The sequence below is a fragment of the Segatella copri genome (genome assembly GCF_019127135.1).
Taxonomy (GTDB): Bacteria; Bacteroidota; Bacteroidia; order Bacteroidales; family Bacteroidaceae; genus Prevotella.
The window spans coordinates 1-24,368 of sequence record NZ_JAHOEA010000053.1 but is presented as its reverse complement, the minus strand read 5'-3'; the positions used below and the strand labels follow the sequence as shown (position 1 = coordinate 24,368).

The window sequence follows — 24,368 nt, the reverse complement described above, 5'->3', positions numbered from 1 at the left end:
GGGAGTGGGAATGAAAGTTAAGAACAAGCCTTGACACAGTTTAAATTACACCCCCCATCAGCCAGTTTCTGGGCTGATGGCTTTTTTTGAACGATGCTGTTTTATTTGTTTTTAGCTTTTTCCAGCTCCACCTCCTTTACTTTGCGGAAGAGATCGGAAGCAAAGACTAAATCATTGAGTTTCTCGTTTGTTGAGGTCATCACTTCAGCTTTGTTGCCTTGCCATTCTTTATGACCTTGGTAGATAAAGCAGATGTTTTCACCAATGCCCATCACCGAATTCATGTCGTGGGTGTTGATGATGGTAGTCATATTATAGTCTTTGGTGATGCCTGAAAGCAGTTCATCTATTACAAGTGAGGTCTTTGGATCCAAACCTGAGTTTGGCTCGTCGCAGAACAAGTATTTCGGATTCATTACGATGGCACGTGCAATAGCTACTCGTTTCTGCATACCACCCGATATTTCTCCAGGATATTTCTGCTGAGCCTCTATCAGATTGACGCGGTCAAGACATTCCTGAGCCCGTTTTACGCGCTCCCTGTAATTCATGGTAGAGAACATATCAAGTGGAAACATGACATTCTCAAGTACATTCAGAGAGTCGAATAGGGCTGCACTTTGGAAAATCATTCCCATCTCGCGGCGCATCTGGACTTTTTCTTTTTTTGACATCCGGATGAAGTCACGGTCATCGTAAAGAACTTCACCACTTGTAGGCTGAAGCAATCCTACGAGATTCTTCATGAGTACGGTCTTTCCGGAACCACTCTGTCCGATTATCAAATTAGTCTTTCCTGTTTCAAAGGTGACGTTTATATTGTCTAATACAACCTTGTCGCCAAACGACTTGGTGAGATTTCTAACTTCTATCATAGTTTACGAGAGAATTTGAGTAAGGAAAACATCTGAAAACAGAATCAAAACACTAGAACTGACAACGGCATCGGTTGACGATTTTCCAACCTCCACAGATCCACCTTCTACTGTATAACCGAAATAAGAAGATACGCTGGAAATGATGAATGCAAAGAAAAGGCTCTTGATAATGCTCATCCATACAAACCATTGGTTAAATGAATGTTGCAAGCCAAGTGTCAGATCATCTGGTGGCAGGATATGCCCAATATATGCCGTTCCATAGGCGCCGATGATACCCATGCCAGAACTGAAGATAACCAGGAATGGCATGATGGTAACCAAACCGAGAATTTTAGGCAGAATGAGGTAACATGCAGAGTTCACTCCCATGATATCAAGGGCATCAATCTGTTGGGTGACACGCATCGTTCCCAACTCCGAAGCGATATTAGAGCCCACTTTGCCTGCGAGAATCAGACACATGATACTTGATGAGAACTCCAGAAGCATGATTTCTCGGGTGGTGTAGCCGGAAACCCATCGTGGCATCCAAGGGCTCTGGATGTTCAATTTCATCTGGATGCAGATAACGGCTCCAATGAAGAAGGATATCAGTAAGACGATACCTATGGAGTCAACACCCAATTGCGACATCTCCTTGATGTATTGTTTCAAGAACATGCGCATGCGCTCAGGACGGGAAAAAGAACGTCCCATCAATATGAGATATTTACCGAAGGTGGTAAGCCATTTTTCTATTAACATGCTATTATAAAACTGAATTTTGCTGCAAAATTAACCAAAATCCTCTAAAAAACTGCAATATTATGAATAGTTTTTGATTTTATAAGCGATATTTCCTTTATTTTTAGTATTTTTGCAGCCAAATTAGCTAATTATGGACGAAATTAACAATAACGAACAGCAAAATCAGGATTCTCTGGTTTTGCGAACAGAGGGATTGGTGAAGCGCTATGGTAAACGAACGGTTGCCAATGGAGTTTCTATCAATGTGAAGCAAGGAGAAATTGTGGGATTGCTGGGACCTAATGGTGCTGGTAAGACAACTTCTTTCTATATGACAACTGGACTTGTTGTACCTAATGAGGGACATGTCTTTCTGGGAGATCAGGAAATTACAGATTTTCCGGTATACAAACGTGCCCGTGCGGGAATCGGATACCTTCCTCAGGAGGCCAGTGTTTTCCGCAAGATGAGTGTGGAGGACAATATACTTTCTGTCTTGGAAATGACAGGAAAGCCACGTAGTTATCAGTTGCAGAAGTTAGAGAGTCTTATTAACGAGTTTCGTCTCAATAAGGTTCGTAAGAACAAGGGTGACCAGCTTTCCGGAGGTGAGCGTCGCCGTACAGAGATAGCCCGTTGTCTGGCTATAGACCCTAAGTTTATCATGCTCGATGAGCCATTTGCCGGTGTTGACCCTATTGCGGTAGAAGATATTCAGCATATTGTATGGCAGTTGAAGTATCGCAATATCGGTATTTTGATTACCGACCATAATGTACAGGAGACTCTTACCATTACAGATAGAGCCTATCTTCTGTTCGAAGGAAAGATCCTTTTTCAGGGCAAACCAGAGGAATTGGCAGAGAATAAGATTGTGCGCGAAAAGTATCTGAGTAACAGTTTTGTGCTCAGAAAGAAGGACTTTCAGCTCATAGATGAGCAAAAAAGAGCCAAAGAAACAGCATCTGATGGTTAAAAATCATTTTTTTTCTCTTATATATTAGGTATATCCATTAAAAATGTGTAATTTTGCAAGCCAAATGCGGTTATACACGAAAACTGTAGAATTAAAGAAAATATTAACAATAATAAAATAACAAACATCAAGATGAAAATTTCATTTGAAAATCCTGACAAGATTAATGGTCTTTTGACCCTCGTTGTCGAAGAGGAAGATTACAAGAATGATGTCGAGAAGACATTGAAAGATTATCGTAAGAAGGCTAATGTTCCAGGTTTCCGTCCTGGTCAGGCTCCTATGGGTATGATTAAGCGTCAGTTCGGTCCATCTGTAAAAATGGAAGCTATCAACAAGCTCGTTGGTCAGCAGATTTACAAGTATGTACAGGACAACAATATCCAGATGCTCGGCGAGCCTCTCCCATCAGAGAAGCAGGAGCCAGCTGACTTGGAGAATGGTACTTCTTTCACATTTATGTTTGATATCGCTGTTGCTCCAGAGTTCAAGGTAACTCTCAATGGTCGCGACAAGGTTGATTATTATAACATCACAGTTGACGATAAGATTCTCGATCAGCAGATTGATATGTACGCTCAGCGTGCAGGTAGCTACGAGAAGGCTGAGAAGTACGAGGAGAATGACCTTTTGAAGGGTGACTTGCGTGAACTTGATGAGAATGGCAATACCAAGGAAGGTGGTATCACTGTAGAGGGTGCCATCCTGATGCCTAGCTACATCAAGGTTGACGAGCAGAAGAATCTCTTCAACGATGCTAAGCTCGGTGATGTAATCACATTCAACCCTAAGAAGGCTTATCCAGAGAACGATACAGAGGTTTCTTCACTCCTGAAGATTGAGCGTGAAGCTGTTAAGGACTTGGAGTCAGAGTTCAGCTTCCAGATTACAGAAATCCAGCGTTTCAAGAAGCATGAGATCAATGAAGAACTCTTCAAGCAGGTTCTCGGTGAGGATACTGACGTGAAGGACGAGGCTGCTTTCCGTGCTAAGATTGCAGAGGGCTTGCAGGCACAGCTCGTTAACGACTCAGATTATAAGTTCATCCTCGATGTTCGCGAGCACTGCGAGAAGAAGGTTGGTGAATTGCAGTTCCCAGATGCACTCTTGAAGCGTATCATGTTGGCTAACAACAAGGATAAGGGCGAGGAGTTCGTAGAGAAGAACTATGCTGAGAGCATCAAGGAGTTGACATGGCATCTTATCAAGGAGCAGCTCATCAAGGCTCAGAACATCAAGATTGATGACAATGACCTGATGGAGACAGCTAAGGAGGCAGCTCGTGCTCAGTTCGCTCAGTATGGTATGAACAACATTCCTGAGGAGTACATTGAGAACTATGCTAAGGAAATCCTTAAGAAGGGTGACGCTACAGATGCACTTGTAGATCGCTCTATCGATCGTAAGTTGGCTGCAGCTCTGAAAACAGCTGTAAAACTCAACGAAAAGGAGATTTCTGTAGAAGATTTCAACAAGATGATGCAGGAATAACATTTTTTTGAAAAAAAACTTCAAATAAATACGAGGTTATCGACTTTTTTTATTATCTTTGTTCCACCGAACGAGAAATAAGGGTCGATAACCTCTTTTTTCGTATGGTTTAAGACGTAAAATACTATATAGATATGAACGATTTTAGAAAATATGCAACCAAGCATCTTGGTATGAATGGTATGGTGCTTGATGATGTTATTAAGGCACAGGCTCAGTATATGAACCCTTACATCTTGGAGGAGCGTCAGCTGAACGTTACTCAGATGGATGTGTTCTCTCGCTTGATGATGGACCGTATCATCTTCCTGGGTACACAGATTGATGACTACACCGCAAATACATTGCAGGCGCAATTGCTGTATCTGGATTCTGTAGATAGTGGCAAAGATATTTCTATCTATTTGAATAGTCCTGGTGGTAGCGTTACTGCCGGTTTGGGTATTTATGATACCATGCAGTTTATCTCTAGCGATGTAGCTACTATCTGTACAGGTATGGCTGCTTCTATGGCTGCCGTGCTGCTCGTTTCTGGTCAGGAGGGTAAGCGTTCTGCTTTGCCTCATAGCCGTGTCATGATTCACCAGCCATTAGGAGGCGTTCAGGGTCAGGCTTCTGATATTGAGATTGAGGCTCGCGAAATCTTGAAGATGAAGAAGGAATTGTATACCATCATTTCTGACCATTCTCATACTCCTTATGATAAGGTTTATGCTGATAGCGACCGTAACTATTGGATGACAGCTGAAGAAGCCAAGGAATACGGAATGATAGACAATGTGTTGGTTCGTAAATAACGAATTGTTTTAGGTAAATAAACGTATATATAATAAGGTACGCAAGAAGAGATAATAATTATAATATGCCAAAGAAAGTATGTAGCTTCTGTGGAAGATCAGAAAACGAGGTCAGATTGCTCATTACGGGTATCAATGGCTTCATTTGCGAAGATTGCGCTAAGCAGGCTTATGAAATCATACAGTCTACAGGAGTCTTGGCTCCTAAGGCTGGAGAGGATAAATTTGTTCTCAAAGAGGTGCCAAAGCCTGTAGAAATCAAAAAATACCTGGATGAATATATCATCGGTCAGGATCAGGCTAAGCGCAATTTGGCTGTCGCTGTGTATAACCACTATAAGCGCTTGCAGCAGCCAAAGGATGAAGATGGTGTAGAAATCGAAAAGAGTAATATCATCATGGTAGGTAGTACGGGTACAGGTAAAACCTTGCTCGCGCGTACGATAGCTAAGATGTTGGATGTTCCTTTCACCATTGTTGATGCCACTGTGTTTACTGAAGCAGGTTATGTGGGTGAAGACGTTGAGAGCATCTTGTCTCGTCTGTTACAGGTTGCTGATTATGATGTGGCTGCAGCAGAGAGAGGTATCGTGTTCATTGATGAGATTGACAAGATAGCTCGCAAGAGCGATAATCCTTCTATCACGCGTGATGTGAGTGGAGAGGGTGTACAGCAGGGGTTACTGAAACTCTTGGAAGGTACCATGGTGAATGTTCCGCCTAAGGGTGGCCGCAAGCATCCTGATCAGGATTATATCCATGTAGATACCAAGAATATCCTGTTTATCTGTGGTGGCGCTTTTGATGGCATTGAGCGGAAAATTGCTCAGCGCATGAATACACATGTCGTTGGCTATAATTCGGTTCAGAATGTGGCTAAGATTGATAAGAAGGATTTGATGCAGTATATCCTTCCACAGGATTTGAAGTCTTTTGGCTTGATACCTGAAATTATCGGCCGTTTGCCTGTGCTTACTTATCTCAATCCGTTGGATAGGGAGGCTTTGCGCAAAATCTTGGTTGAACCTAAGAATTCTATTGTCAAGCAATATCAGAAATTGTTTGAGATGGATGGCATTAAACTGAAGTTTGATGAAGATGCTCTCGATTATATCGTAGACAAAGCGGTAGAGTATAAACTGGGCGCTCGTGGACTTCGCTCAATTGTAGAGGCTGTGATGATGGATGCTATGTTTGAGATTCCATCAGAGAAGGTTAAATCATTTGCTGTTACGCTGGACTATGCCAAGAAACAGTTGAATAAATCTCATCTCGGACAGTTGGAAACTGCATAAATCAGTTGGGTATTTTGCCCAATTGATTGCTATTTAATCGTATATATAGACATATATAATATAATAATAGGTGGATATGACAGAACAGGTTAATCTTACAGGACAGTTGAAGCATTATTTCGGCTTCGATTCGTTTAAGGGTGATCAAGAGGCAATCATCAGAAATTTGATGAGTGGCAATGATACTTTTGTATTGATGCCTACAGGTGGCGGTAAGAGTTTGTGTTACCAGTTGCCTTCGCTCATTATGGAGGGAACAGCTATTGTGATTTCTCCTCTGATTGCTTTGATGAAAAACCAAGTAGATGTTATTAATGGTTTGAGTGAAAGTGATGGCGTAGCTCATTATCTCAATTCATCATTGAATAAGTCGGCTATTGAGAAGGTGAAGAATGATATTCTCAATGGTACGACCAAGCTTCTGTATGTTGCACCTGAATCTCTGACAAAAGAAGATAATGTTGAGTTCCTTAAAACTGTAAAGATATCATTCTATGCAATCGATGAGGCTCACTGTATCTCTGAGTGGGGACATGATTTCAGACCCGAGTATCGTCGTATTCGTCCTATTATTAATGAAATCGGTGTAGCACCTGTGATAGCGCTTACAGCTACCGCAACTGATAAGGTGCGTACTGATATCAAGAAAAACTTAGGCATCATGGATGCCAAAGAATTCAAGAGTTCTTTTAACCGCCCTAATTTGTATTATGAGGTGCGCCAGAAGAACAAGGATATCGATCGTCAGATTATCATGTTTATTCGTCAGCACAAAGGCAAGAGTGGCATTATCTATTGTCTTTCCCGCAAGAAAGTAGAGGAATTGGCAGAGGTGTTGAAAGCCAATGAAATCAAAGCGGCTCCTTATCATGCCGGTCTTGATTCGGCTACCCGTTCTCAAACCCAGGATGATTTCCTGATGGAGCGTATTGATGTCATTGTTGCTACCATCGCCTTCGGAATGGGTATAGATAAACCTGATGTCCGTTTTGTCATTCATTATGATATTCCAAAGAGTCTGGAAGGTTATTATCAGGAAACGGGTAGAGCCGGACGTGATGGAGGCGAGGGTATATGTATCGCCTTCTATGCCCGTAAAGACCTCAGAAAACTGGAGAAGTTTATGGAGAACAAGCCTGTTGCTGAACAGGATATCGGCAGACAGTTGTTGCAGGAAACGGCTGCCTATGCAGAATCGTCTGTCTGCCGCAGGAAAATGTTGCTTCATTACTTCGGTGAAGAATATCATGAGGAAAACTGCCATAACTGTGACAATTGTCTGCATCCTACAGAAAAATTTGAGGCGAAGGATGCGTTGCTCGTTGTCTTGGAGTCTGTTGCTGCGGTGAAGGAGAATTTCCGTCAGGAATATATCATCGATTTTGTAAAGGGACGTGCTACAGATGATATCGTGTCTCACAAGCATGATGAACTGGAGGAATTCGGGGCTGGAGAAGATATGGATGCCAAAGTTTGGAATCCTGTTATCCGGCAGGCGTTGATAGCTGGTTATCTCAAGAAAGATGTAGAGAACTATGGCCTCTTGAAGTTGACAGCTGCAGGTAAGCGTTTCATCAAGAATCCTGAATCATTCATGATAGTTGCCGATAAGGAGTTCTCGGATGATTTTGATGGGGCTCCTCTTAACGAGCACAATACAGGGGCTTTGGATTCAACACTTTACGCCATATTGAAAGACTTGCGTAAGACAGTGGCAAAGAAACATAAACTGCCACCTTATGTCATCTTCCAGGATATTTCTCTGGAACAGATGGCCACGATGTATCCTGTAGATATGCAGGAATTGCAGAATATCCAGGGCGTTGGAGCCGGTAAGGCAAGAAGGTATGGTAAGGAATTCTGTAAATTGATCAATAAGTATTGTGAAGAGAATTTAATAGAGCGTCCTGAGGAATTACGTGTCAGAACCGTTGCAAAGAAGTCTGTCTTGAAGGTGAGCATCATCCAGAGCATAGACCGCCAGATTGATCTTGATGATTTGGCAGAGGCAAAAGGTCTGGATTTCTCAGAATTGCTTGACGAAATAGAGGCTATCGTATACAGCGGTACCAAGTTGAATATAGATTATTTCATAGAAGAAGTTGTGGATGACGACCATGTAGATGACATCTACGATTACTTCATGGAGAGCGATACAGATGATTTGAATGTGGCTCAAGATGAATTGGGTGAAGACTACAATGAAGACGAAATTCGACTCGTCAGAATCAAGTTTTTGTCCGAACAAGCCAACTAATCACGTTAAATAGCATTAATAAGGTAAGATTTTCGTGAAAAGCGAACTCTATCTGAGAAATTATTGCTAAATTTGCACGCAATAAATTTTTAAAGGTTACAATATGTCATCATTTGTTGCAGATAAAATTGTAATGGACGGTCTCACTTACGACGACGTCCTTCTTATCCCTGCGTATTCAGAGGTACTACCAAAACAGGTAGAGTTGAAAACCAAGTTCTCTCGTAACATCGAGTTGAACGTTCCATTCGTTACAGCAGCGATGGACACCGTTACCGAGGCTTCAATGGCGATAGCTATCGCTCGTGAAGGTGGTATCGGTGTGATTCACAAGAACATGACCATTGAGGAGCAAGCTCGTCAGGTTGCTATTGTGAAGCGAGCTGAGAATGGTATGATTTATGACCCTGTCACCATCCGTCGTGGCAGTACAGTGAAGGATGCTCTTGATATGATGCACGATTATCATATCGGTGGTATTCCTGTGGTAGATGATGAAAATCATCTTGTAGGTATTGTTACCAATCGTGATCTTCGTTTTGAGCGTCACATGGACAAGAAGATTGATGAGGTAATGACCAGTGAGAATTTGGTTACCACTCACATCCAGACCGACTTGATTGCTGCTGCTGCCATCTTGCAGGAGAATAAGATTGAGAAACTCCCTGTAGTTGACAACGAGAATCACCTGGTAGGTTTGATTACTTACAAGGATATCACAAAGGCTAAGGATAAACCTATGGCTTGCAAGGATGCCAAAGGTCGTCTTCGTGTGGCTGCCGGTGTGGGTGTTACCGTAGATACATTGGATCGTGCCAAGGCTTTGGTTGAGGCAGGTGCTGATGCTATCGTTATCGATACTGCTCATGGTCACTCTAAGGGTGTAGTTGAGAAACTCAAGCAGGTTAAGGCTGCATTCCCACAGGTAGATGTTGTAGTAGGTAATGTGGCTACTGGTGAGGCTGCCAAGTATTTGGTAGAGAATGGTGCTGATGGCGTTAAGGTAGGTATCGGCCCTGGTTCTATCTGTACTACTCGTGTGGTTGCCGGTGTGGGTGTTCCACAGTTGAGTGCTGTTTATGATGTATATTCTGCTCTGAAGGGCACAGGTGTGCCTTTGATTGCTGATGGTGGTCTTCGTTACTCAGGTGATGTTGTGAAGGCTTTGGCTGCCGGTGGTAGCTGCGTCATGATTGGTTCTTTGGTTGCTGGTACAGAGGAGAGTCCTGGTGATACCATTATCTTCAATGGCCGTAAGTTTAAGAGCTATCGTGGTATGGGTTCTTTGGAGGCAATGGAGCAGAAGAATGGTTCTAAGGACCGTTACTTCCAGGGTGATACCAAGGATGTCAAGAAATTGGTTCCAGAGGGTATCGCAGGTCGTGTGCCTTACAAGGGAACTGTACAGGAGGTTATCTACCAGTTGATTGGTGGTTTACGTTCTGGTATGGGATATTGTGGTGCTGCTACCATCGAGAACTTGCACAATGCCAAGTTTGCTCGTATCACAAATGCGGGTGTGTTGGAGAGTCATCCACATGATATCACTATCACCAGTGAGGCTCCTAACTATAGCCGTCCTGAATAATATAATTAGGAAATATGAAATTTTATGCACTTATAGCGGCAATGCTCCTTTCGGGGAGCATTGCTTTTGCTCATACCGACCCTATTGTTATGATTATCAATGGGCAATCAGTCAAGAAGTCGGAATTTGAGTACTTTTATCAGAAAAATCATTTGGGAAATACGGTTGACTCTAAAAGTGTCAAGGTGTTTGCCGATGGCTTCGTAGATTATAAGCTGAAAGTGCAAGCTGCTAAGGATGCTCATCTCGATACTTTGCCTAATATCAGGCGTGTATTGAAACGGTATCATGATACTGAAGCATGCGAATCGATGCCGGATAAAGGCAGTGTTCATGTTGCACATATCCTGTTGAGGTTGGGGCAGAAAGCTTCTTACCAGGAACAGGAGATTGTAAAAAACAGAATCGATTCAATTTATCAGGCTCTTTGTAAAGGGGCTGATTTTGCCGATTTGGCAAAGAAATATTCTGATGATAAAGGATCTGCTGTCAATGGAGGAACTTTGGCATGGTTTACAAAAGGGCAAACTGTGCAGGCTTTCGAAAAAAAAGCCTTTTCCTTGAGAAAGGGTGAGATTAGCAGACCATTTATGTCAGAGTTTGGTTATCATATCGTCAAGTTGCTGGATAAACATGGTGAGGGTAATCAGAAAAATTATGTTACGGATGCAAAGGTAGAAGATATGCAGAATAACTATCAGCAGCAAGAGTATGTGGAATCGCTTTTGCTGAATGAAATCTGCCAGCGTAATATTTGGGATAAGGCTGCTACGGATAAAAAAGGTCTGGCAGCTTTTTATGCCAAGAATAAGAAAAAATATAAATGGGAACTGAAGCGCCTGAAGAAGATGAATCGGAAGAAGAATATCAAGGTTGCTCTACCCGAAGATGGCGAATACCCGGATGTGGTACTTGCTGACTATCAGGACTCGTTGGAGAAGCAATGGGTCGCTCAATTGAAGAAGAAATATAAAGTAGTGGTTTTCCGTAGTATGTTGACCACTCCCAATATACATTAATATATTATAGAAACAATACATGAATACTGGATATAAAATGACAATGGCATTTATAGCCCTGCTGATGATAGTAGGAATAAGTGCTAGTGCAACAAGAGCAAGCCGAAGTGCTTTGGCTCATGAGGCTGATTCTGCAAATGTCAAGCAACAGGTTGCTGCCGACTCAGAGAAAATCAATGAGGGTAGTGTGGTTGACGAGGTGATTTGGGTTGTCGGCGATGAGGCTATCCTGAAGTCTGACGTAGAGGTAACCCGTTTACAGGCTGAGGCTGAAGGTATCAAATATGCTGGTGACCCAGACTGTTCTATTCCTGAGCAGATTGCCGTTCAGAAACTTTTTCTCCATCAGGCTGCTATCGATAGTATCGAAGTTTCTGAGTCTGAAGTAATGAATGGTATCGACGAGCAGATCAATAGTTGGGTTTCCATGATTGGTTCTCGTGAAAAGTTGGAGGAATACCGCAAGCAGAGTATTACCCAGATGCGCCAGCAGATGCATGATGATTTCAAAAACCAGCAGCTGATTCAGAAGATGAAACAGGAACTGGTGAAGGATATCAAGGTGTCGCCGGCTCAGGTTCGTAAATATTTTAAGGATTTACCTGCCGACAGTATACCTTTTGTTCCTACAGAGGTAGAGGTCGAGATTCTTACCATGCAGCCACGTATCCCTCTTGAGGAGATTAACCGTGTGAAGAATCAGTTGCGTGAATTTACTGACCGTGTGAATAAGGGTGAGACTTCTTTTGCTACTTTGGCTCGTCTTTATTCTGAAGATCCGGGCTCTGCCCGTATGGGTGGCGAGATGGATTATATTGGTAGAGGTATGTTGGATCCTGCGTTTGCGAATGTGGCATTCAATCTTACTGATCCAAAGAAAATCTCAAAGATTGTTGAGTCTGAGTTCGGTTACCATATCATTCAGTTGATTGATAAACGTGGTGACAAGATAAAGTGTCGCCATATCCTGCTCAAACCTCGTGTTTCTCAAGATGCGATTGATAAGTCTATCGGCCGTTTGGATTCTATCGGTAATGATATTCGTGCCAATAAGTTTACCTTTGAACAGGCTGTTGAAGCACTGTCAGATGATAAAGATACCCGCAACAACAAGGGTTTGATGGCCAATGTTACTCCTGATCAGTCCAGAACTTCCCGCTTCCAGATGAAGGATCTGCCTACTGAGGTTGCCCGTGTGGTAGATACGATGAAGGTTGGTGAGATTTCAGCACCTTTTACCATGGTGAATACCAAGGGTAAAACCACTTGTGCTTTGATTAAGCTGGTAAGCCGTATTGACGGTCATAGGGCTACTATTACCGAGGACTTCCAGGTGATGAAGGATGTGGTGTTGGCTAAGGAGCGTGCCCAGACTTTGCACGATTGGGTAGTCAATAAAATCAAGCAGACTTATGTTCGTATGAACGATCGCTATAAGGATTGTAAGTTTGAATATCAAGGTTGGATTAAATGATAAATAAAAGATTAAATAACCATATCAGAGGGCATAGAATCATATCGTTTATGGTTCTATGCCTGTTTGGGTTTTGTTTGGTGCAAGCCATGCAGGCTCCCAAGAAGCATGCAAAGAAGCGTCCTCATGGTGACCGTGTGTATCTTTTGCATGCTGATGAACTTTACTATGATATGTTTGGTAAGAATCCTGATGCGCAAATATTGAAAGGTAAGGTTTCCTTCTTGCATCAGGGTAGTCACCTTACCTGTGACAGTGCGTATTTCTATCAGGGCTCTAATTCGGTAAAAGCTTTCGGACATGTTCATTACCGGCAGGGAGATACCTTGTCGCTCACTTGTAATAGAGCAGAGTATGACGGGCAGATGCAGATGATGAGAGCACGCAAGAACGTGGTTTTGCACCACCGCCGGCAGACCTTGCGTACTGATAGCTTGGATTTCGACCGTCTGTATAATATGGCAAACTTCTTTGACGGTGGAACGCTGATTGATGGTAAGGATAAGCTGGTTGCTGATTGGGGTGAGTATCATACCGAAACTCGCGAGGCAAAGTTTGTCTATAATGTCAAGTTGCGTAGCGGCAAGGATGTTGTTACCACCGATACCTTGTATTATGATGTCCGTAAGTCAAAGGCTCACATGGTAGGACCTTCTAAAATCGTATCTGGTGCAAGTGTTGTCAAGACCGAAAATGGATATTATGATACCAAGACCGATAGAGCGCAGCTTTACGGGCGCTCTACGATTGTAGATAAAGACAAGACGCTTACGGGTGATACGCTCTATTATGTAAAGAATGGAGAGAGTACCGGATATGGCAATGTGGTTTATGTAGACAAGAAAAATAAAAATTCCCTGACTTGCGATTATCTGCGTTACAACGAAAAAACCGGTAATGGCTTTGCCACCCGCAATCCTGTAGCTATCGACTATTCGCAGAAAGATACTCTTTGGGTTCATTCTGATACCATGCGTATCAATACCTTCCATATCAATACCGATTCGGTATACCGTAAGGTGCATGCTTATCCTAAGGTCCGTGCTTATCGGCTGGATATGCAGGCCATCTGCGATTCTCTGGTGTTCAATTCTCAGGATTCCTGTATGACCATGTATAAAGATCCTATCGTATGGAATGGCAACCGTCAGTTGTTGGGTGAGAAGATACTGGTCTTCATGAATGATTCTACCGTACGTTTCGCTCATGTCATCGGACAGGCGCTGTCTGTAGAGCAGATGCCGGATAGTGTTCATTTCAATCAGATCAGTTCTTCAGAGATGAAGTCTTATTTTGAGAAAGGTGAAATCAAGAAGGCTGAGTCTATCGGCAATGTGCAGACCATCTATTACATGACGGATGATAAGGACAGTTCGCTCATTGGTTTGAATTATCTGGAAACCGATACCATGCGCATGTATATGGCACCTGGCCGGAAGATGGAGAAAATCTGGACCAATAAGTTTACCTCTACCATGTATCCGATGACGCAGATTCCGCCGGCAAAATATAAACTCAGTAATTTTGCCTGGTTCGAAGACTTGCGTCCTAAAGATAAAAACGATATCTTTGTATGGCGTGGTAAATCAAAGGGTACTGAACTTAAGAAAATTAAGCGTCATGAAGCTCCGCTTCAGAAACTAACTGACTGATCGTTATTAAGCATCATTTTCTTATATGATTAAGATTTAGAGATGAGTGATATTATTCAACTTTTACCTGATTCTGTTGCCAATCAGATAGCAGCAGGTGAGGTTATTCAGCGTCCGGCTTCGGTTATCAAGGAGCTGGTCGAAAATGCAGTCGATGCGGGTGCCAGGAATATCCATGTCACGGTTACCGATGCTGGTCGTACCAATATCCAGGTAATAGATGATGGAAAAGGTATGTCCGAGACAGATGCTCGTTTGGCTTTTGAACGTCATTCTACTTCAAAGATCCGTAAGGCTGACGATTTGTTTGCGCTTCGTACCATGGGCTTCCGTGGCGAAGCTTTGGCGTCTATAGCTGCCGTGGCTCAGGTTGAACTGAAGTCAAGACAGGCTACCGACGAGATAGGAACCCTGATACAGATTTCGGGTTCCCGATATGAGAAACAGGAACCATGCTCCTGTGCTGTGGGAAGTATCTTCTCGGTCAGCAATATATTTTATAATGTACCCGCGCGTAGAAAGTTTCTGAAGTCCAATTCTACAGAGTTGAACAATATTCTGACGGCTTTCGAGCGAATAGCATTAGTAAATCCCCAAATCACCTTTACTTTGCATAGCAATGGTACTGAGATGTTCAATTTGCGTGCCGCTAATTTGCGTCAGCGTATTCTCGATGTCTTTGGCAAGCGTTTTAATCAGGAACTCTTGCCGGTGAATGTAGAAACCAGCATGTGCAAGGTGTCTGGATTTGTGGGTAAGCCTGAATCTGCCAGAAAGAAAGGTGTTCACCAGTTCTTCTTTGTCAATGGGAGATACATGAAGCATCCTTATTTCAATAAGGCTGTGATGGCAGCTTACGACCGTCTGGTACCTCAGGGTGAGCAGGTGCCTTACTTCCTGTATTTTGATGTAGACCCTAAGGATATTGATGTGAATATCCATCCTACAAAGACCGAAATCAAGTTTGAAAATGAGCAGGCTATCTGGCAAATACTCTCGGCTTCAGTCAAGGAGTCGATTGGTATGTTCAATGATGTGCCTACCATAGATTTCGATACCGAAGATAAACCGGATATTCCTGTTTATAATCCAGAGATGGCTCCAGCAACTGCGGCGCCAAAGATCAGTTTGAATCCTGGTTATAATCCGTTCAAGGCTTCCTCTTCTACGGGGGCAGTACCGATGGGAGCTGGTTTCTCTGTTCCTAAGTCGAAACCTCAGGTGGATGAGAAATGGGAACAGCTTTACGAAGGACTCAGAGATCAGGATGATGTGCAGGAGATGGAGCAGACTATGGAATTCTCTGATGATTTTCAGCAGACGAATACGCCTGACAGCATCATAGCAGAGAAATCGCCTGCCCATTATCAGTATAAAGGCAAGTATATCATGACTGCCGTCAAGTCGGGGCTGATGATTATCGACCAGCATCGTGCTCATGTGCGTGTCTTGTTCGAACAGTATTTGCGCCAGTTGGCTGACAGAACTTTCCATTCTCAGAAAGTTCTTTTTCCAGAAGTGGTGCAGTTCCCGATGTCAGAGAAGGTAATCTTTGAAAAGATTCTGCCGGAAATGGAGTCGATGGGGTTTGAACTGGAAGATCTGGGAGGTGGAAGCTATGCTGTGAATTCTGTTCCTGCCGGACTTGAAGGATTGAATCCTCTTAAACTGGTACAGGATATGGTTTCGTCTGCTGTAGAAAAAGGGGTATCAGCCATTGATGAAATCAATCAGTCTTTGGCTTTGAGTCTGGCTCGCCAGGCAGCGATTCCTCAGGGACAGATATTGAGCAATGAAGAGATGGAGGGCTTGGTGAATGATTTGTTTGCCTGCCAGAATGTCAATTATACGCCCGACGGGAAGTCGGTGCTCTGCATCCTCCGTCAGCAGGAAATAGAGCATCTTTTAGGCTAAAATATGGTAAAAAAACTTCTTTTCTTAAAAAAGTTAACATAAAATGCTAATTTTTTATGAAAAAGAAGGTTATTTCAAAAAATAGTATTATCTTTGCTCGCTCATTCAGAAGGTATATATATATATAAATTGATTGTTAAATTATAAAGTTATGAAAAAGTTATTAGCAGTGCTGGCATTGGCTAGCGTTTCAATGAGCAGTATGGCTCAGGATGTAACAACTACTACTGAGAAGTATAGTGTTGCAACAAATTCTTTCTGGAGCAATTGGTTTGTACAGGCAAACGTTGCAGGTTCTGCTTTCTGGGGTAACCAGGAAGAGGGTAATGATTTCTCTAAGAGCCCATTCAAGGGGTTCAGAAACAATCTTGGTTTCTCTGTAGCAGTAGGTAAGTGGTTTACACCAGGTCTTGGTCTCCGTACTAAGTTCAATGGTGCATGGGGCCGCACTGTTCTTTCTGAGGACAAGAAGACAAATGCAAACAAGTATTGGACTTTGAACGAGCAGATTCTGTTCAACCTCAGCAATATGTTCTGCGGTTACAATGAAGCACGTGTTTGGGATTGCATCCCTTACGTAGGTGTTGGTTTGAACCGTAACATGAGCGCTAACTGCTATTCTCCTGTTGCTGGTGTTGGTCTCTTGAATGAGTTCAAAATCAATAACAAGTGGGCTATCAACCTCGATGTAAACTATACATTGGGTGATAACGACTATGATGGAGCTACAGAGTTGTTGGATGGCGCAAAGAAGAGCTCTTCTCACTCTTTGAGCAAGATTGTTGCAAGACACGACCGTGCTTTGAATGTTGAGGTCGGTGTTACATACAACTTGGGTAAGGCTACTTGGAACAAGGTGCCAGATGTTGACGCTATCAACGCTCTTCATCAGTCAGAGCTCGACGCTCTCAACGCTAAGTTGAACGATGCAAATGCTGAGAACGATCGTTTGAAGACTCTCTTGAACAACCAGAAGTCTGTTGAAGCAAATACTGTAAAGGAGTATGTTGCTACTCCAGTTTCTGTATTCTTCAACATCGGCAAGTCTAAGGTTGCTTCTAAGAAGGACCTCGTAAATGTACAGGCTCTCGCTCAGTATGCTAAGGACAACAACGCTAAGTTGGTTGTTAACGGTTATGCTGACAGCGCTACAGGTTCTGCAGCTATCAACCAGAAGATTTCTAAGGCTCGTGCTGAGAAGGTAGCTAACGAGCTCGTTAAGTTGGGCGTTGCAAAGGAGAACATCATTGTAAAGGCTAATGGTGGTGTTAAGGATTTGACTCCTGCTTCTTACAACCGTCGTGCAACAGTTCAGGTTGCTGAGTAATATTTATACTGTATATAATAATAAGGTATAAAAATAATAATAAGGCATTCTTCCTCGTGAAGAATGCCTTTTTTTGTTTCTCAGAATTCCTTGAAAACATTTTTTTCTTCCTCAATAAGTTTCTTTTCTTGTCGAAATGTGCTTTGTACCCCATCGTGAGTACTTTCTCTTATTTGGCTGTTTTTTGCCATGAAAACACAAAAACGGGCTGCTTTTACCCCTAAAACCATAGAAAAACACCAAAAAATGCACTTTTTTGAAGAAAAATCGAAAAAAGTTGCTGAAAAATTTGGTGGAACCGAAAAATAGTCGTACCTTTGCAACCGCTTACGAAAAGTAAGGGCGCTTAGCTCAGCTGGTTTAGAGCATCTGCCTTACAAGCAGAGGGTCGGCGGTTCGAATCCGTCAGCGCCCACGGGGGTGTTCCCTGTGATTCACTTTTGTGGTTGCAGGGATTTTTTAGAGGGCGTTTAGCTCAGTTGGTTTAGAGCATCTGCCTTACAAGCAGAGGGTCGGCGGTTCGAATCCGTCAACGCCCACATCGATGAAGGTCTTTCAACAAATGTTGAGAGACCTTTTTTTGTGCTTTTAAATTTATTTATCACTATTTTCTCTGTTTTCTCACGATAATTCATTAATTTTGCACCCTATATATATAATACGTATTGTTATGAATTTAGATTTATTGACTGCCATATCACCAATTGATGGTCGTTATAGGGGAAAAACAGAGCAGCTCGCTAACTACTTCTCAGAGTATGCTCTCATTCGTTATCGTGTACGCGTAGAGATTGAATACTTCATTACTCTATGCGAGTTACCTTTGCCACAGCTTGCTTCTTTCGACAAGTCGCTGTTCGAACGTCTGCGTGACATCTATCGCAATTTTGACGAGAATGAAGCACAGCGCGTAAAAGACATCGAGAAGATTACCAATCACGATGTAAAGGCTGTAGAGTATTTTATCAAGGAAGAATTTGATAAGATCGGTGGCCTTGATGCTTACAAGGAGTTTATCCATTTCGGTTTGACATCCCAGGATATCAACAACACAAGTGTGCCTCTCTCTGTAAAGGAGGCTTTGGAAGAGTGCTTCTATCCACAGGTAGAAGAGCTGATTGCACAGCTCCAGACTTATGCTGATGAGTGGAAGGATGTGCCTATGCTGGCTAAGACTCACGGACAGCCTGCTTCGCCTACCCGTCTGGGCAAGGAAATCATGGTTTATGTTTACCGTCTTACCGAGCAGCTCAATTCTCTCAAGGCTTGCAAGATTACAGCTAAGTTTGGCGGCGCTACAGGTAACTACAATGCTCATCATGTAGCTTATCCACAGTATGACTGGAAGGCATTCGGCAACAAGTTTGTCAGCGAAAAACTCGGTTTGGAGCGCGAGCAGTATACCACACAGATCAGTAACTATGACTACCTTGGCGCTATCTTTGACGCCATCCGTCGTATCAACACCATAATCATTGACTTAGACCGTGACTTCTGGATGTATATCTCTATGGATTACTTCAAGCAGAAGATCAAGGCTGGTGAGGTTGGCTCAAGTGCGATGCCTCACAAGGTAAATCCTATCGATTATGAGAACAGTGAGGGTAACCTGGGCATTGCCAATGCCATTCTGCAGTTCCTGGCACAGAAACTTCCGGTTAGCCGCTTGCAGCGCGACCTTACCGACAGTACCGTACTCCGCAACATCGGTGTGCCTCTCGGTCATAGCGTTATTGCTATCCAAAGTACATTGAAAGGCTTGCGCAAGCTGATTCTCCACGAAGAGAAATTGCAGGAAGATTTGAATAATACATGGGCTGTTGTAGCCGAGGCTATCCAGACTATTCTTCGCCGTGAAGCTTATCCACATCCTTACGAGGCATTGAAGGCGTTGACACGTACTAACCAGCACATGACAGAGGAGACCATTCATGAGTTTATCCAGGGATTGAATGTGAGTGATAGTGTTAAGGCAGAACTGATGGCAATCACACCAAGCAATTATACAGGTATCTAATATACACAAAGGAATTTTGTAGTTTTTTAGTACATATATATAAAAGTAATAATTAGATTTATTAACCCAGCCGTGAGGCTATTAAGTATTTTAAGAAAATGGATTCAGAATTTGAAAACAAACCTCAAGATCAGTCTTCTGAAAATGAGAGAACCCGTGAGGGCTACAACCCAGCAGGTGGTTATCAGAAGAGTTATCGACCAGTAGGTCGCACACAGCGTCCTCGTATCAATTCACATCGCGCATACAGCAGCGATAGAAGTAGCAGTAACAGCGAAGGCGGTTTCCGTCCGGAAGGTTTCGGAGCAGGCTTGCAGAGTACTGGCAGCAGCGAGCGTCCACAGCGCAGCAGCTATCAGAGCCGTGGTGGTTATGGTAGCAACAATCGTGGTGGTGGCTATCAGCCTCGTCAGCAGGGAGGCTACCAGTCTCGTCCTCAGCAGGGTGGCTATCGTCCTCGTTACAACAATAATGATGAGCAAGGTGGTTATCAGCCTCGTCAGCAGGGTGGCTATCAGTCACGCCAGCAGGGCGGCTACCAGTCTCGTTCTCAGCAGGGTGGTTATGGCAACAACCGTGGTGGTTATGGTCGTCCACAGGGTGGCGGCTATGGCAACAACCGTGGTGGCGGCTATGGTCGTCCTCAGCAGGGTGGTTATGGTAACAACCGTGGCGGCTATGGTCGTCCACAAGGTGGTGGCTATGGCAACAACCGTGGTGGCGGTTTCCGTCAGCACACTCCTGGTTACGATCCAAATGCTAAGTATAGCATGAAGAAGCGTATCGAATATAAGGAGGAGAACATCGACCCAACAGAGCCATTGCGTTTGAACAAGTTCCTCGCCAATGCTGGTGTATGCTCTCGCCGTGAGGCTGATGAGTTCATTCAGGCTGGTCTGGTAACAGTCAATGGTGAGGTTGTTACCGAGTTGGGTACAAAGATTCTTCGTACCGATGAGGTGAAGTTCCACGACGCTCCTGTAACTTTGGAGAAGAAGGTATACGTATTGCTCAACAAGCCTAAGGATTATGTTACAACCAGTGATGATCCTCAGCAGCGCAAGACTGTGATGGACCTCGTAAAGGATGTTTGTCCTGAGCGTATCTATCCTGTAGGTCGTCTCGACCGTAATACAACAGGTGTGCTTCTTTTGACCAACGATGGTGACTTGGCTTCTAAGCTGACTCATCCTAAGTTCTTGAAGAAGAAGGTTTATCACGTTCATCTCGATAAGAACCTGACAGCTCACGATATGGATCAGATCCGTGAGGGTATCACCTTGGAAGATGGTGAGATCAAGGCAGATGCTGTAGAGTATGCTGATGATCGCGACAAGGCACAGGTTGGCATCGAGATTCATAGCGGCAAGAATCGTATCGTGCGCCGTATCTTCGAGAGCCTCGGCTATCGTGTTACCAAGCTCGATCGTGTTCAGTTCGCAGGTTTGACTAAGAAGAATCTCCGTCGTGGTGACTGGCGCTTCCTTACAGAGAAGGAGGTAGACATGCTCCGCATGGGTGCTTTTGAATAAGAAAAAATAATATGGAGTTAAGGTGTTAAGGAGTTGAAAGGAGTTAAGACAAGTGTTTTATTAGCCGAGAGTTTTTATATAGTAGGAATCCTTGGTTTGTGACAATTGTCTTAACTCCTTAACTCCTTAACTTCTTTAACTCCTTGAAGCTTTTATATTAACAATGGAAAAGATTAAAAGAACTAAAGTTGTAGACTTGCTCAAGAGCACAGCCTACGGCTCAATCGTGAATGTCAAGGGATGGGTTCGTACTCATCGTAGTAGCAAAGCAGTCGATTTTATCGCTCTTAACGATGGTTCTACTATTAATAATATTCAGATAGTAGTCGACCCATCAAAGGTCGATGAGAATCAGCTCCGTCAGATTACTACCGGTGCTTGTATCAGTGCCGTAGGTACGCTGGTAGAAAGCCAGGGTGCCGGACAGAGTGTTGAAATCCAGTGCGAGAGCATCGAGATTTACGGTCTCTGCGGCAGCGACTATCCTATGCAGAAGAAGGGACAGAGCTTCGAGTACATGCGTCAGTATGCTCACCTCCGTCTCCGTACCAATACCTTTGGTGCCGTAATGCGTATCCGCCACAACATGGCGATGGCTATCCACACCTACTTCCATGAGCATGGATATTTCTATTTCAATACTCCTCTCATCACAGCCAGCGACTGTGAGGGTGCAGGTCAGATGTTCCAGGTTACAACCAAGAACCTCTACAACCTGAAGAAGACAGAGGATGGCAAGATTGACTATTCTGATGATTTCTTCGGCAAGCAGACTTCATTGACCGTTTCCGGTCAGTTGGAGGGTGAGCTCGGTGCTACAGCACTCGGCGCCATCTATACCTTCGGTCCAACCTTCCGTGCAGAGAACAGTAATACTCCTCGTCACTTGGCTGAGTTCTGGATGGTAGAGCCAGAGGTTGCTTTCCTGGATATGGACGGTTTGATGGAGTTGGAGGAAGACTTCATCAAGTACTGTATCCGTTGGGCACTGGAGCATTGCAAGGACGATCTTGCTTTCTTGAACAAGATGATTGACAAGGGTCTGATTGCCCGTCTGGAAGGCGTATTGAATTCCGACTTCGTTCATCTTCCATATACCGAGGGTATCCGCATCCTTCAGGAGGCTATTGCCAACGGTAAGAAGTTTGAGTTCCCATGCGAGTGGGGTGATGACCTGGCTTCAGAGCATGAGCGTTTCCTCGTAGAGGAGCACTTCAAGCGCCCGGTTATCATGACCAACTATCCTAAGGCTATCAAGGCATTCTATATGAAGATAGACGAGGAGGAGAGTGGTTTCGGTGGCAAGAGCGGTCAGACCGTTCAGGGTACCGACGTACTGTTCCCACAGATTGGTGAGATTATCGGTGGTTCTGTCCGTGAGGAGAGCTATGACAAGCTGATGGGTGAGATTGAGGCTCGCAACATCCCTATGAAGGATATGAACTGGTATCTCGATACCCGTAAGTATGGTTCATGCCCACACGCAGGTTTCGGTCTCGGTTTTGAGCGTCTGATTCTCTTCGTAACCGGTATGCAGAATATCCGCGACGTGATTCCATTCCCACGTACACCAAAGAACGCAGAATTCTAGAATAAATAAATGAAGCCTGTTTCGATGTCCTTCGAAACAGGCTTCATTGCTCTTCGCAAGTACTTACGATGGCCAACGCAGCTACTTATGATTTTCTTTAATCTATTTCATCTATCTTCTTCTGTCTTTTTTCATTTACTCTATCACCCAATCCTCTATATTTCCCTTTGAAGAGTCGAAGTTGATACCAACTTTCGTTATAGGTTTGTTGCAGAGAGCGAAACGCTGGCGATAGTTTTTGAGATTGATTTGCTGCATTGCAGCCTGAGCACTCTTATCAAGTTTCAGTTCTATGATATATAAATCTGTTCCAGTCAACAAAACGACATCTACCCTTCCCTTTGGAGTATGCACCTCTACATCTACCAGATAATCGGTGAGGAGCGAGAAGATGATGAAAAGCATCTGCTGATAATGCCCCTCATGATTGGTGACATTGCAATAAGGCACAGTACCCAGAAAATCCTGTAGCAGATGCAAAGCTCCATCCATGTCTTGCTTATCCAAAGCCTGTGCTATGCGACGAGCCGTATTGGTAGTAGCAAGCGTATTACCAGTAACATAAGACGGAATCAAAGCCTTTGTCAACCCTATCTTCACCTCCTTGTTAGGAATATCAAGCGTATAATAGTTATAATCTCTGTTATAATCCTTGATGGTCAAATAACCACTCTGGTAAAGCAGCGGCATCATTGTAGTCATATCCTCTGTAGGTGCATCAAATTCACTCTCGTCAGCCTCAACACGCGTAATGCCTGTAGGAAGCACATGATATTTACGCATCATATTGATAAGATAGGTTGGCGTACCTGAGGCAAACCAATAAGAACCCAACTTACCCTGAGCGAAGCAATTGAACAGGCTGTAAGGGTTGAAGACATCAGGAGAATAAGCTGAAAAATGATATCCATCATAATTCTCAGTCAACTTATCTAAGGTCTGCTCCTTGGTAAGATGCATTTTTGTAGCCAGCACTTCTATGTCTTCTGACAATTGCCCGCAAAGTTCTTCCTTAGTAATCCCCAACATACCAGCATATTCATCATACATGGATACATTGGTGACGTTATTCAATTCACTGAATATACTCACTTGCGAAAACTTAGTAATACCCGTAAAAAAGACAAAACGAAGATAGGCTTCACGCGCCTTCAGCGGGCTGAAGAAATTACGCATGATGTTGCGAAGCTTAACCAACTGCTCTTTTTCGTGAGCCACGTCCAGCAAAGGGGCATCATACTCGTCAATCAACACTACCACCTTCTTGCCTGTAGTCTGATATAAAGACATAATGAGGTCTTTCAAGCGAAGATTTATATCTATCTTCTCATTATGAAAGCTAAATTTCCGTTCCTGTTCTTCCACCAAATCTATCAAATATCGTTGTAGCTGATCTTCAGACATATACTTACCTCCACTCATATCCAAATGGATTACAGGATATTCTATCCATTCTTTTTCAAGCTGTTCCATGGCAAGTCCTTTAAACAAGTCTTTCTTACCTTCAAAATAACTTTGCATGGTCGAAACAAGGAGCGACTTTCCAAAACGGCGTGGTCTCCCCACGAAGAAATATGTACCATCAGAATGGGTCATGCGGTAGATATATTCCGTCTTATCTATATAGAGCTTGTCCTCCTTACGGATACGCTCAAAGGTCTGTATTCCCAAAGGATATTGTTTTATAGCCATAAGCGCTTATTTTTTAATACGTTGCAAAGGTACAACAAAATATTGAGAAACTGCAAGAAATAGTGAAAAAATAACAAAATGAGCGGAGAAGGAAGGGATATCTGAAAGAAAAACGGGGCACCCCTGAGGATGCCCCGCC

Annotated in this window: 17 protein-coding genes and 2 tRNA genes; 16 read left to right on the top strand and 3 right to left on the bottom strand. The window is 43.4% G+C overall.

Going from position 1 to position 24,368, the window contains the following annotated elements; all coding sequences use genetic code 11:
* Positions 1-101 precede the first annotated feature (101 nt).
* Both KSW37_RS12400 and KSW37_RS12395 read right to left on the bottom strand, forming a co-directional pair.
* Positions 102-875, bottom strand: coding sequence for an ABC transporter ATP-binding protein (locus tag KSW37_RS12400; protein WP_217314690.1), 774 nt, complete (start codon positions 873-875; stop codon positions 102-104).
* A 3-nt stretch (positions 876-878) separates the two neighbouring features.
* A complete protein-coding gene (locus KSW37_RS12395) occupies positions 879-1,625 on the bottom strand; it encodes an MlaE family ABC transporter permease (protein ID WP_117728550.1) in 747 nt (248 codons plus the stop codon).
* 133 nt (positions 1,626-1,758) lie between these two features.
* On the opposite strand from KSW37_RS12395, the gene lptB reads away from it, so the two are divergent.
* From lptB to asnS, 16 genes are all read left to right on the top strand, one after another.
* Positions 1,759-2,583: an LPS export ABC transporter ATP-binding protein gene (gene lptB, locus KSW37_RS12390; RefSeq protein WP_217314689.1), complete on the top strand. Its 825-nt coding sequence runs from the start codon at positions 1,759-1,761 to the stop codon at positions 2,581-2,583.
* 132 nt (positions 2,584-2,715) lie between these two features.
* The gene (gene tig / locus KSW37_RS12385) at positions 2,716-4,074 is read left to right on the top strand and encodes a trigger factor (RefSeq protein ID WP_217314688.1); all 1,359 of its coding nucleotides are present in this window, start codon (positions 2,716-2,718) and stop codon (positions 4,072-4,074) included.
* A 134-nt stretch (positions 4,075-4,208) separates the two neighbouring features.
* Positions 4,209-4,871: an ATP-dependent Clp endopeptidase proteolytic subunit ClpP gene (gene clpP, locus KSW37_RS12380; RefSeq protein WP_006848346.1), complete on the top strand. Its 663-nt coding sequence runs from the start codon at positions 4,209-4,211 to the stop codon at positions 4,869-4,871.
* Positions 4,872-4,936: 65 nt separating this feature from the next.
* Positions 4,937-6,166 carry an ATP-dependent Clp protease ATP-binding subunit ClpX gene (gene clpX / locus KSW37_RS12375; protein WP_217314687.1) on the top strand — a complete coding sequence of 410 codons (1,230 nt, stop codon included), beginning with the start codon at positions 4,937-4,939 and terminating at the stop codon, positions 6,164-6,166.
* A 76-nt stretch (positions 6,167-6,242) separates the two neighbouring features.
* On the top strand, positions 6,243-8,423 hold the full coding sequence (recQ, locus tag KSW37_RS12370; RefSeq protein WP_217314686.1) for a DNA helicase RecQ: 2,181 nt from the start codon (positions 6,243-6,245) through the stop codon (positions 8,421-8,423).
* Positions 8,424-8,526: 103 nt separating this feature from the next.
* Positions 8,527-10,011 (top strand): IMP dehydrogenase, encoded by a 1,485-nt coding sequence (guaB, locus tag KSW37_RS12365; protein WP_217314685.1) that lies wholly within the window; start codon positions 8,527-8,529, stop codon positions 10,009-10,011.
* Between the two features lie 14 nt (positions 10,012-10,025).
* Positions 10,026-11,030 (top strand): peptidylprolyl isomerase, encoded by a 1,005-nt coding sequence (locus KSW37_RS12360; protein ID WP_217314684.1) that lies wholly within the window; start codon positions 10,026-10,028, stop codon positions 11,028-11,030.
* Between the two features lie 19 nt (positions 11,031-11,049).
* Complete coding sequence (locus KSW37_RS12355) at positions 11,050-12,504, top strand: peptidylprolyl isomerase (protein WP_217314683.1); 1,455 nt, start codon at positions 11,050-11,052, stop codon at positions 12,502-12,504.
* Positions 12,501-14,156, top strand: a complete 1,656-nt coding sequence (locus KSW37_RS12350; protein ID WP_217314682.1) for an OstA-like protein — start codon at positions 12,501-12,503, stop codon at positions 14,154-14,156. Before KSW37_RS12355 ends, KSW37_RS12350 begins: the two co-directional genes overlap by 4 nt.
* Positions 14,157-14,198: 42 nt before the next feature.
* On the top strand, positions 14,199-16,070 hold the full coding sequence (mutL, locus tag KSW37_RS12345; protein WP_217314681.1) for a DNA mismatch repair endonuclease MutL: 1,872 nt from the start codon (positions 14,199-14,201) through the stop codon (positions 16,068-16,070).
* A gap of 151 nt (positions 16,071-16,221) precedes the next feature.
* Positions 16,222-17,397 (top strand): OmpA family protein, encoded by a 1,176-nt coding sequence (locus KSW37_RS12340; protein WP_217314680.1) that lies wholly within the window; start codon positions 16,222-16,224, stop codon positions 17,395-17,397.
* A 340-nt stretch (positions 17,398-17,737) separates the two neighbouring features.
* Positions 17,738-17,812: transfer RNA gene (locus tag KSW37_RS12335), tRNA-Val, on the top strand.
* A 49-nt stretch (positions 17,813-17,861) separates the two neighbouring features.
* Positions 17,862-17,936 (top strand) — tRNA-Val (locus tag KSW37_RS12330).
* 131 nt (positions 17,937-18,067) lie between these two features.
* Positions 18,068-19,414, top strand: coding sequence for an adenylosuccinate lyase (gene purB, locus KSW37_RS12325; RefSeq protein ID WP_022121328.1), 1,347 nt, complete (start codon positions 18,068-18,070; stop codon positions 19,412-19,414).
* 98 nt (positions 19,415-19,512) lie between these two features.
* Entirely contained in the window at positions 19,513-20,946 is a 1,434-nt protein-coding gene (locus KSW37_RS12320; RefSeq protein ID WP_217314679.1) for a pseudouridine synthase, read from the top strand.
* Between the two features lie 163 nt (positions 20,947-21,109).
* Positions 21,110-22,537: an asparagine--tRNA ligase gene (gene asnS / locus KSW37_RS12315; RefSeq protein ID WP_022121076.1), complete on the top strand. Its 1,428-nt coding sequence runs from the start codon at positions 21,110-21,112 to the stop codon at positions 22,535-22,537.
* Positions 22,538-22,672: 135 nt separating this feature from the next.
* Here the strand turns inward: asnS and KSW37_RS12310 are convergent, their stop codons facing one another.
* Positions 22,673-24,229 (bottom strand): ATP-binding protein, encoded by a 1,557-nt coding sequence (locus KSW37_RS12310; RefSeq protein ID WP_217314678.1) that lies wholly within the window; start codon positions 24,227-24,229, stop codon positions 22,673-22,675.
* Positions 24,230-24,368: the final 139 nt, after the last annotated feature.

Excerpts from the sequence above, each read along its gene's own strand:
- clpP (WP_006848346.1), top strand. The coding sequence starts at position 4,209 with ATGAACGATTTTAGAAAATATGCAACCAAGCATCTTGGTATGAATGGT.
- KSW37_RS12395 (WP_117728550.1), bottom strand. The coding sequence starts at position 1,625 with ATGTTAATAGAAAAATGGCTTACCACCTTCGGTAAATATCTCATATTG.
- KSW37_RS12355 (WP_217314683.1), top strand. The coding sequence starts at position 11,050 with ATGAATACTGGATATAAAATGACAATGGCATTTATAGCCCTGCTGATG.
- clpX (WP_217314687.1), top strand. The coding sequence starts at position 4,937 with ATGCCAAAGAAAGTATGTAGCTTCTGTGGAAGATCAGAAAACGAGGTC.
- purB (WP_022121328.1), top strand. The coding sequence starts at position 18,068 with ATGAATTTAGATTTATTGACTGCCATATCACCAATTGATGGTCGTTAT.
- lptB (WP_217314689.1), top strand. The coding sequence starts at position 1,759 with ATGGACGAAATTAACAATAACGAACAGCAAAATCAGGATTCTCTGGTT.
- KSW37_RS12350 (WP_217314682.1), top strand. The coding sequence starts at position 12,501 with ATGATAAATAAAAGATTAAATAACCATATCAGAGGGCATAGAATCATA.
- KSW37_RS12320 (WP_217314679.1), top strand. The coding sequence starts at position 19,513 with ATGGATTCAGAATTTGAAAACAAACCTCAAGATCAGTCTTCTGAAAAT.
- KSW37_RS12360 (WP_217314684.1), top strand. The coding sequence starts at position 10,026 with ATGAAATTTTATGCACTTATAGCGGCAATGCTCCTTTCGGGGAGCATT.
- asnS (WP_022121076.1), top strand. The coding sequence starts at position 21,110 with ATGGAAAAGATTAAAAGAACTAAAGTTGTAGACTTGCTCAAGAGCACA.
- tig (WP_217314688.1), top strand. The coding sequence starts at position 2,716 with ATGAAAATTTCATTTGAAAATCCTGACAAGATTAATGGTCTTTTGACC.
- KSW37_RS12340 (WP_217314680.1), top strand. The coding sequence starts at position 16,222 with ATGAAAAAGTTATTAGCAGTGCTGGCATTGGCTAGCGTTTCAATGAGC.
- mutL (WP_217314681.1), top strand. The coding sequence starts at position 14,199 with ATGAGTGATATTATTCAACTTTTACCTGATTCTGTTGCCAATCAGATA.
- recQ (WP_217314686.1), top strand. The coding sequence starts at position 6,243 with ATGACAGAACAGGTTAATCTTACAGGACAGTTGAAGCATTATTTCGGC.
- KSW37_RS12310 (WP_217314678.1), bottom strand. The coding sequence starts at position 24,229 with ATGGCTATAAAACAATATCCTTTGGGAATACAGACCTTTGAGCGTATC.
- KSW37_RS12400 (WP_217314690.1), bottom strand. The coding sequence starts at position 875 with ATGATAGAAGTTAGAAATCTCACCAAGTCGTTTGGCGACAAGGTTGTA.
- guaB (WP_217314685.1), top strand. The coding sequence starts at position 8,527 with ATGTCATCATTTGTTGCAGATAAAATTGTAATGGACGGTCTCACTTAC.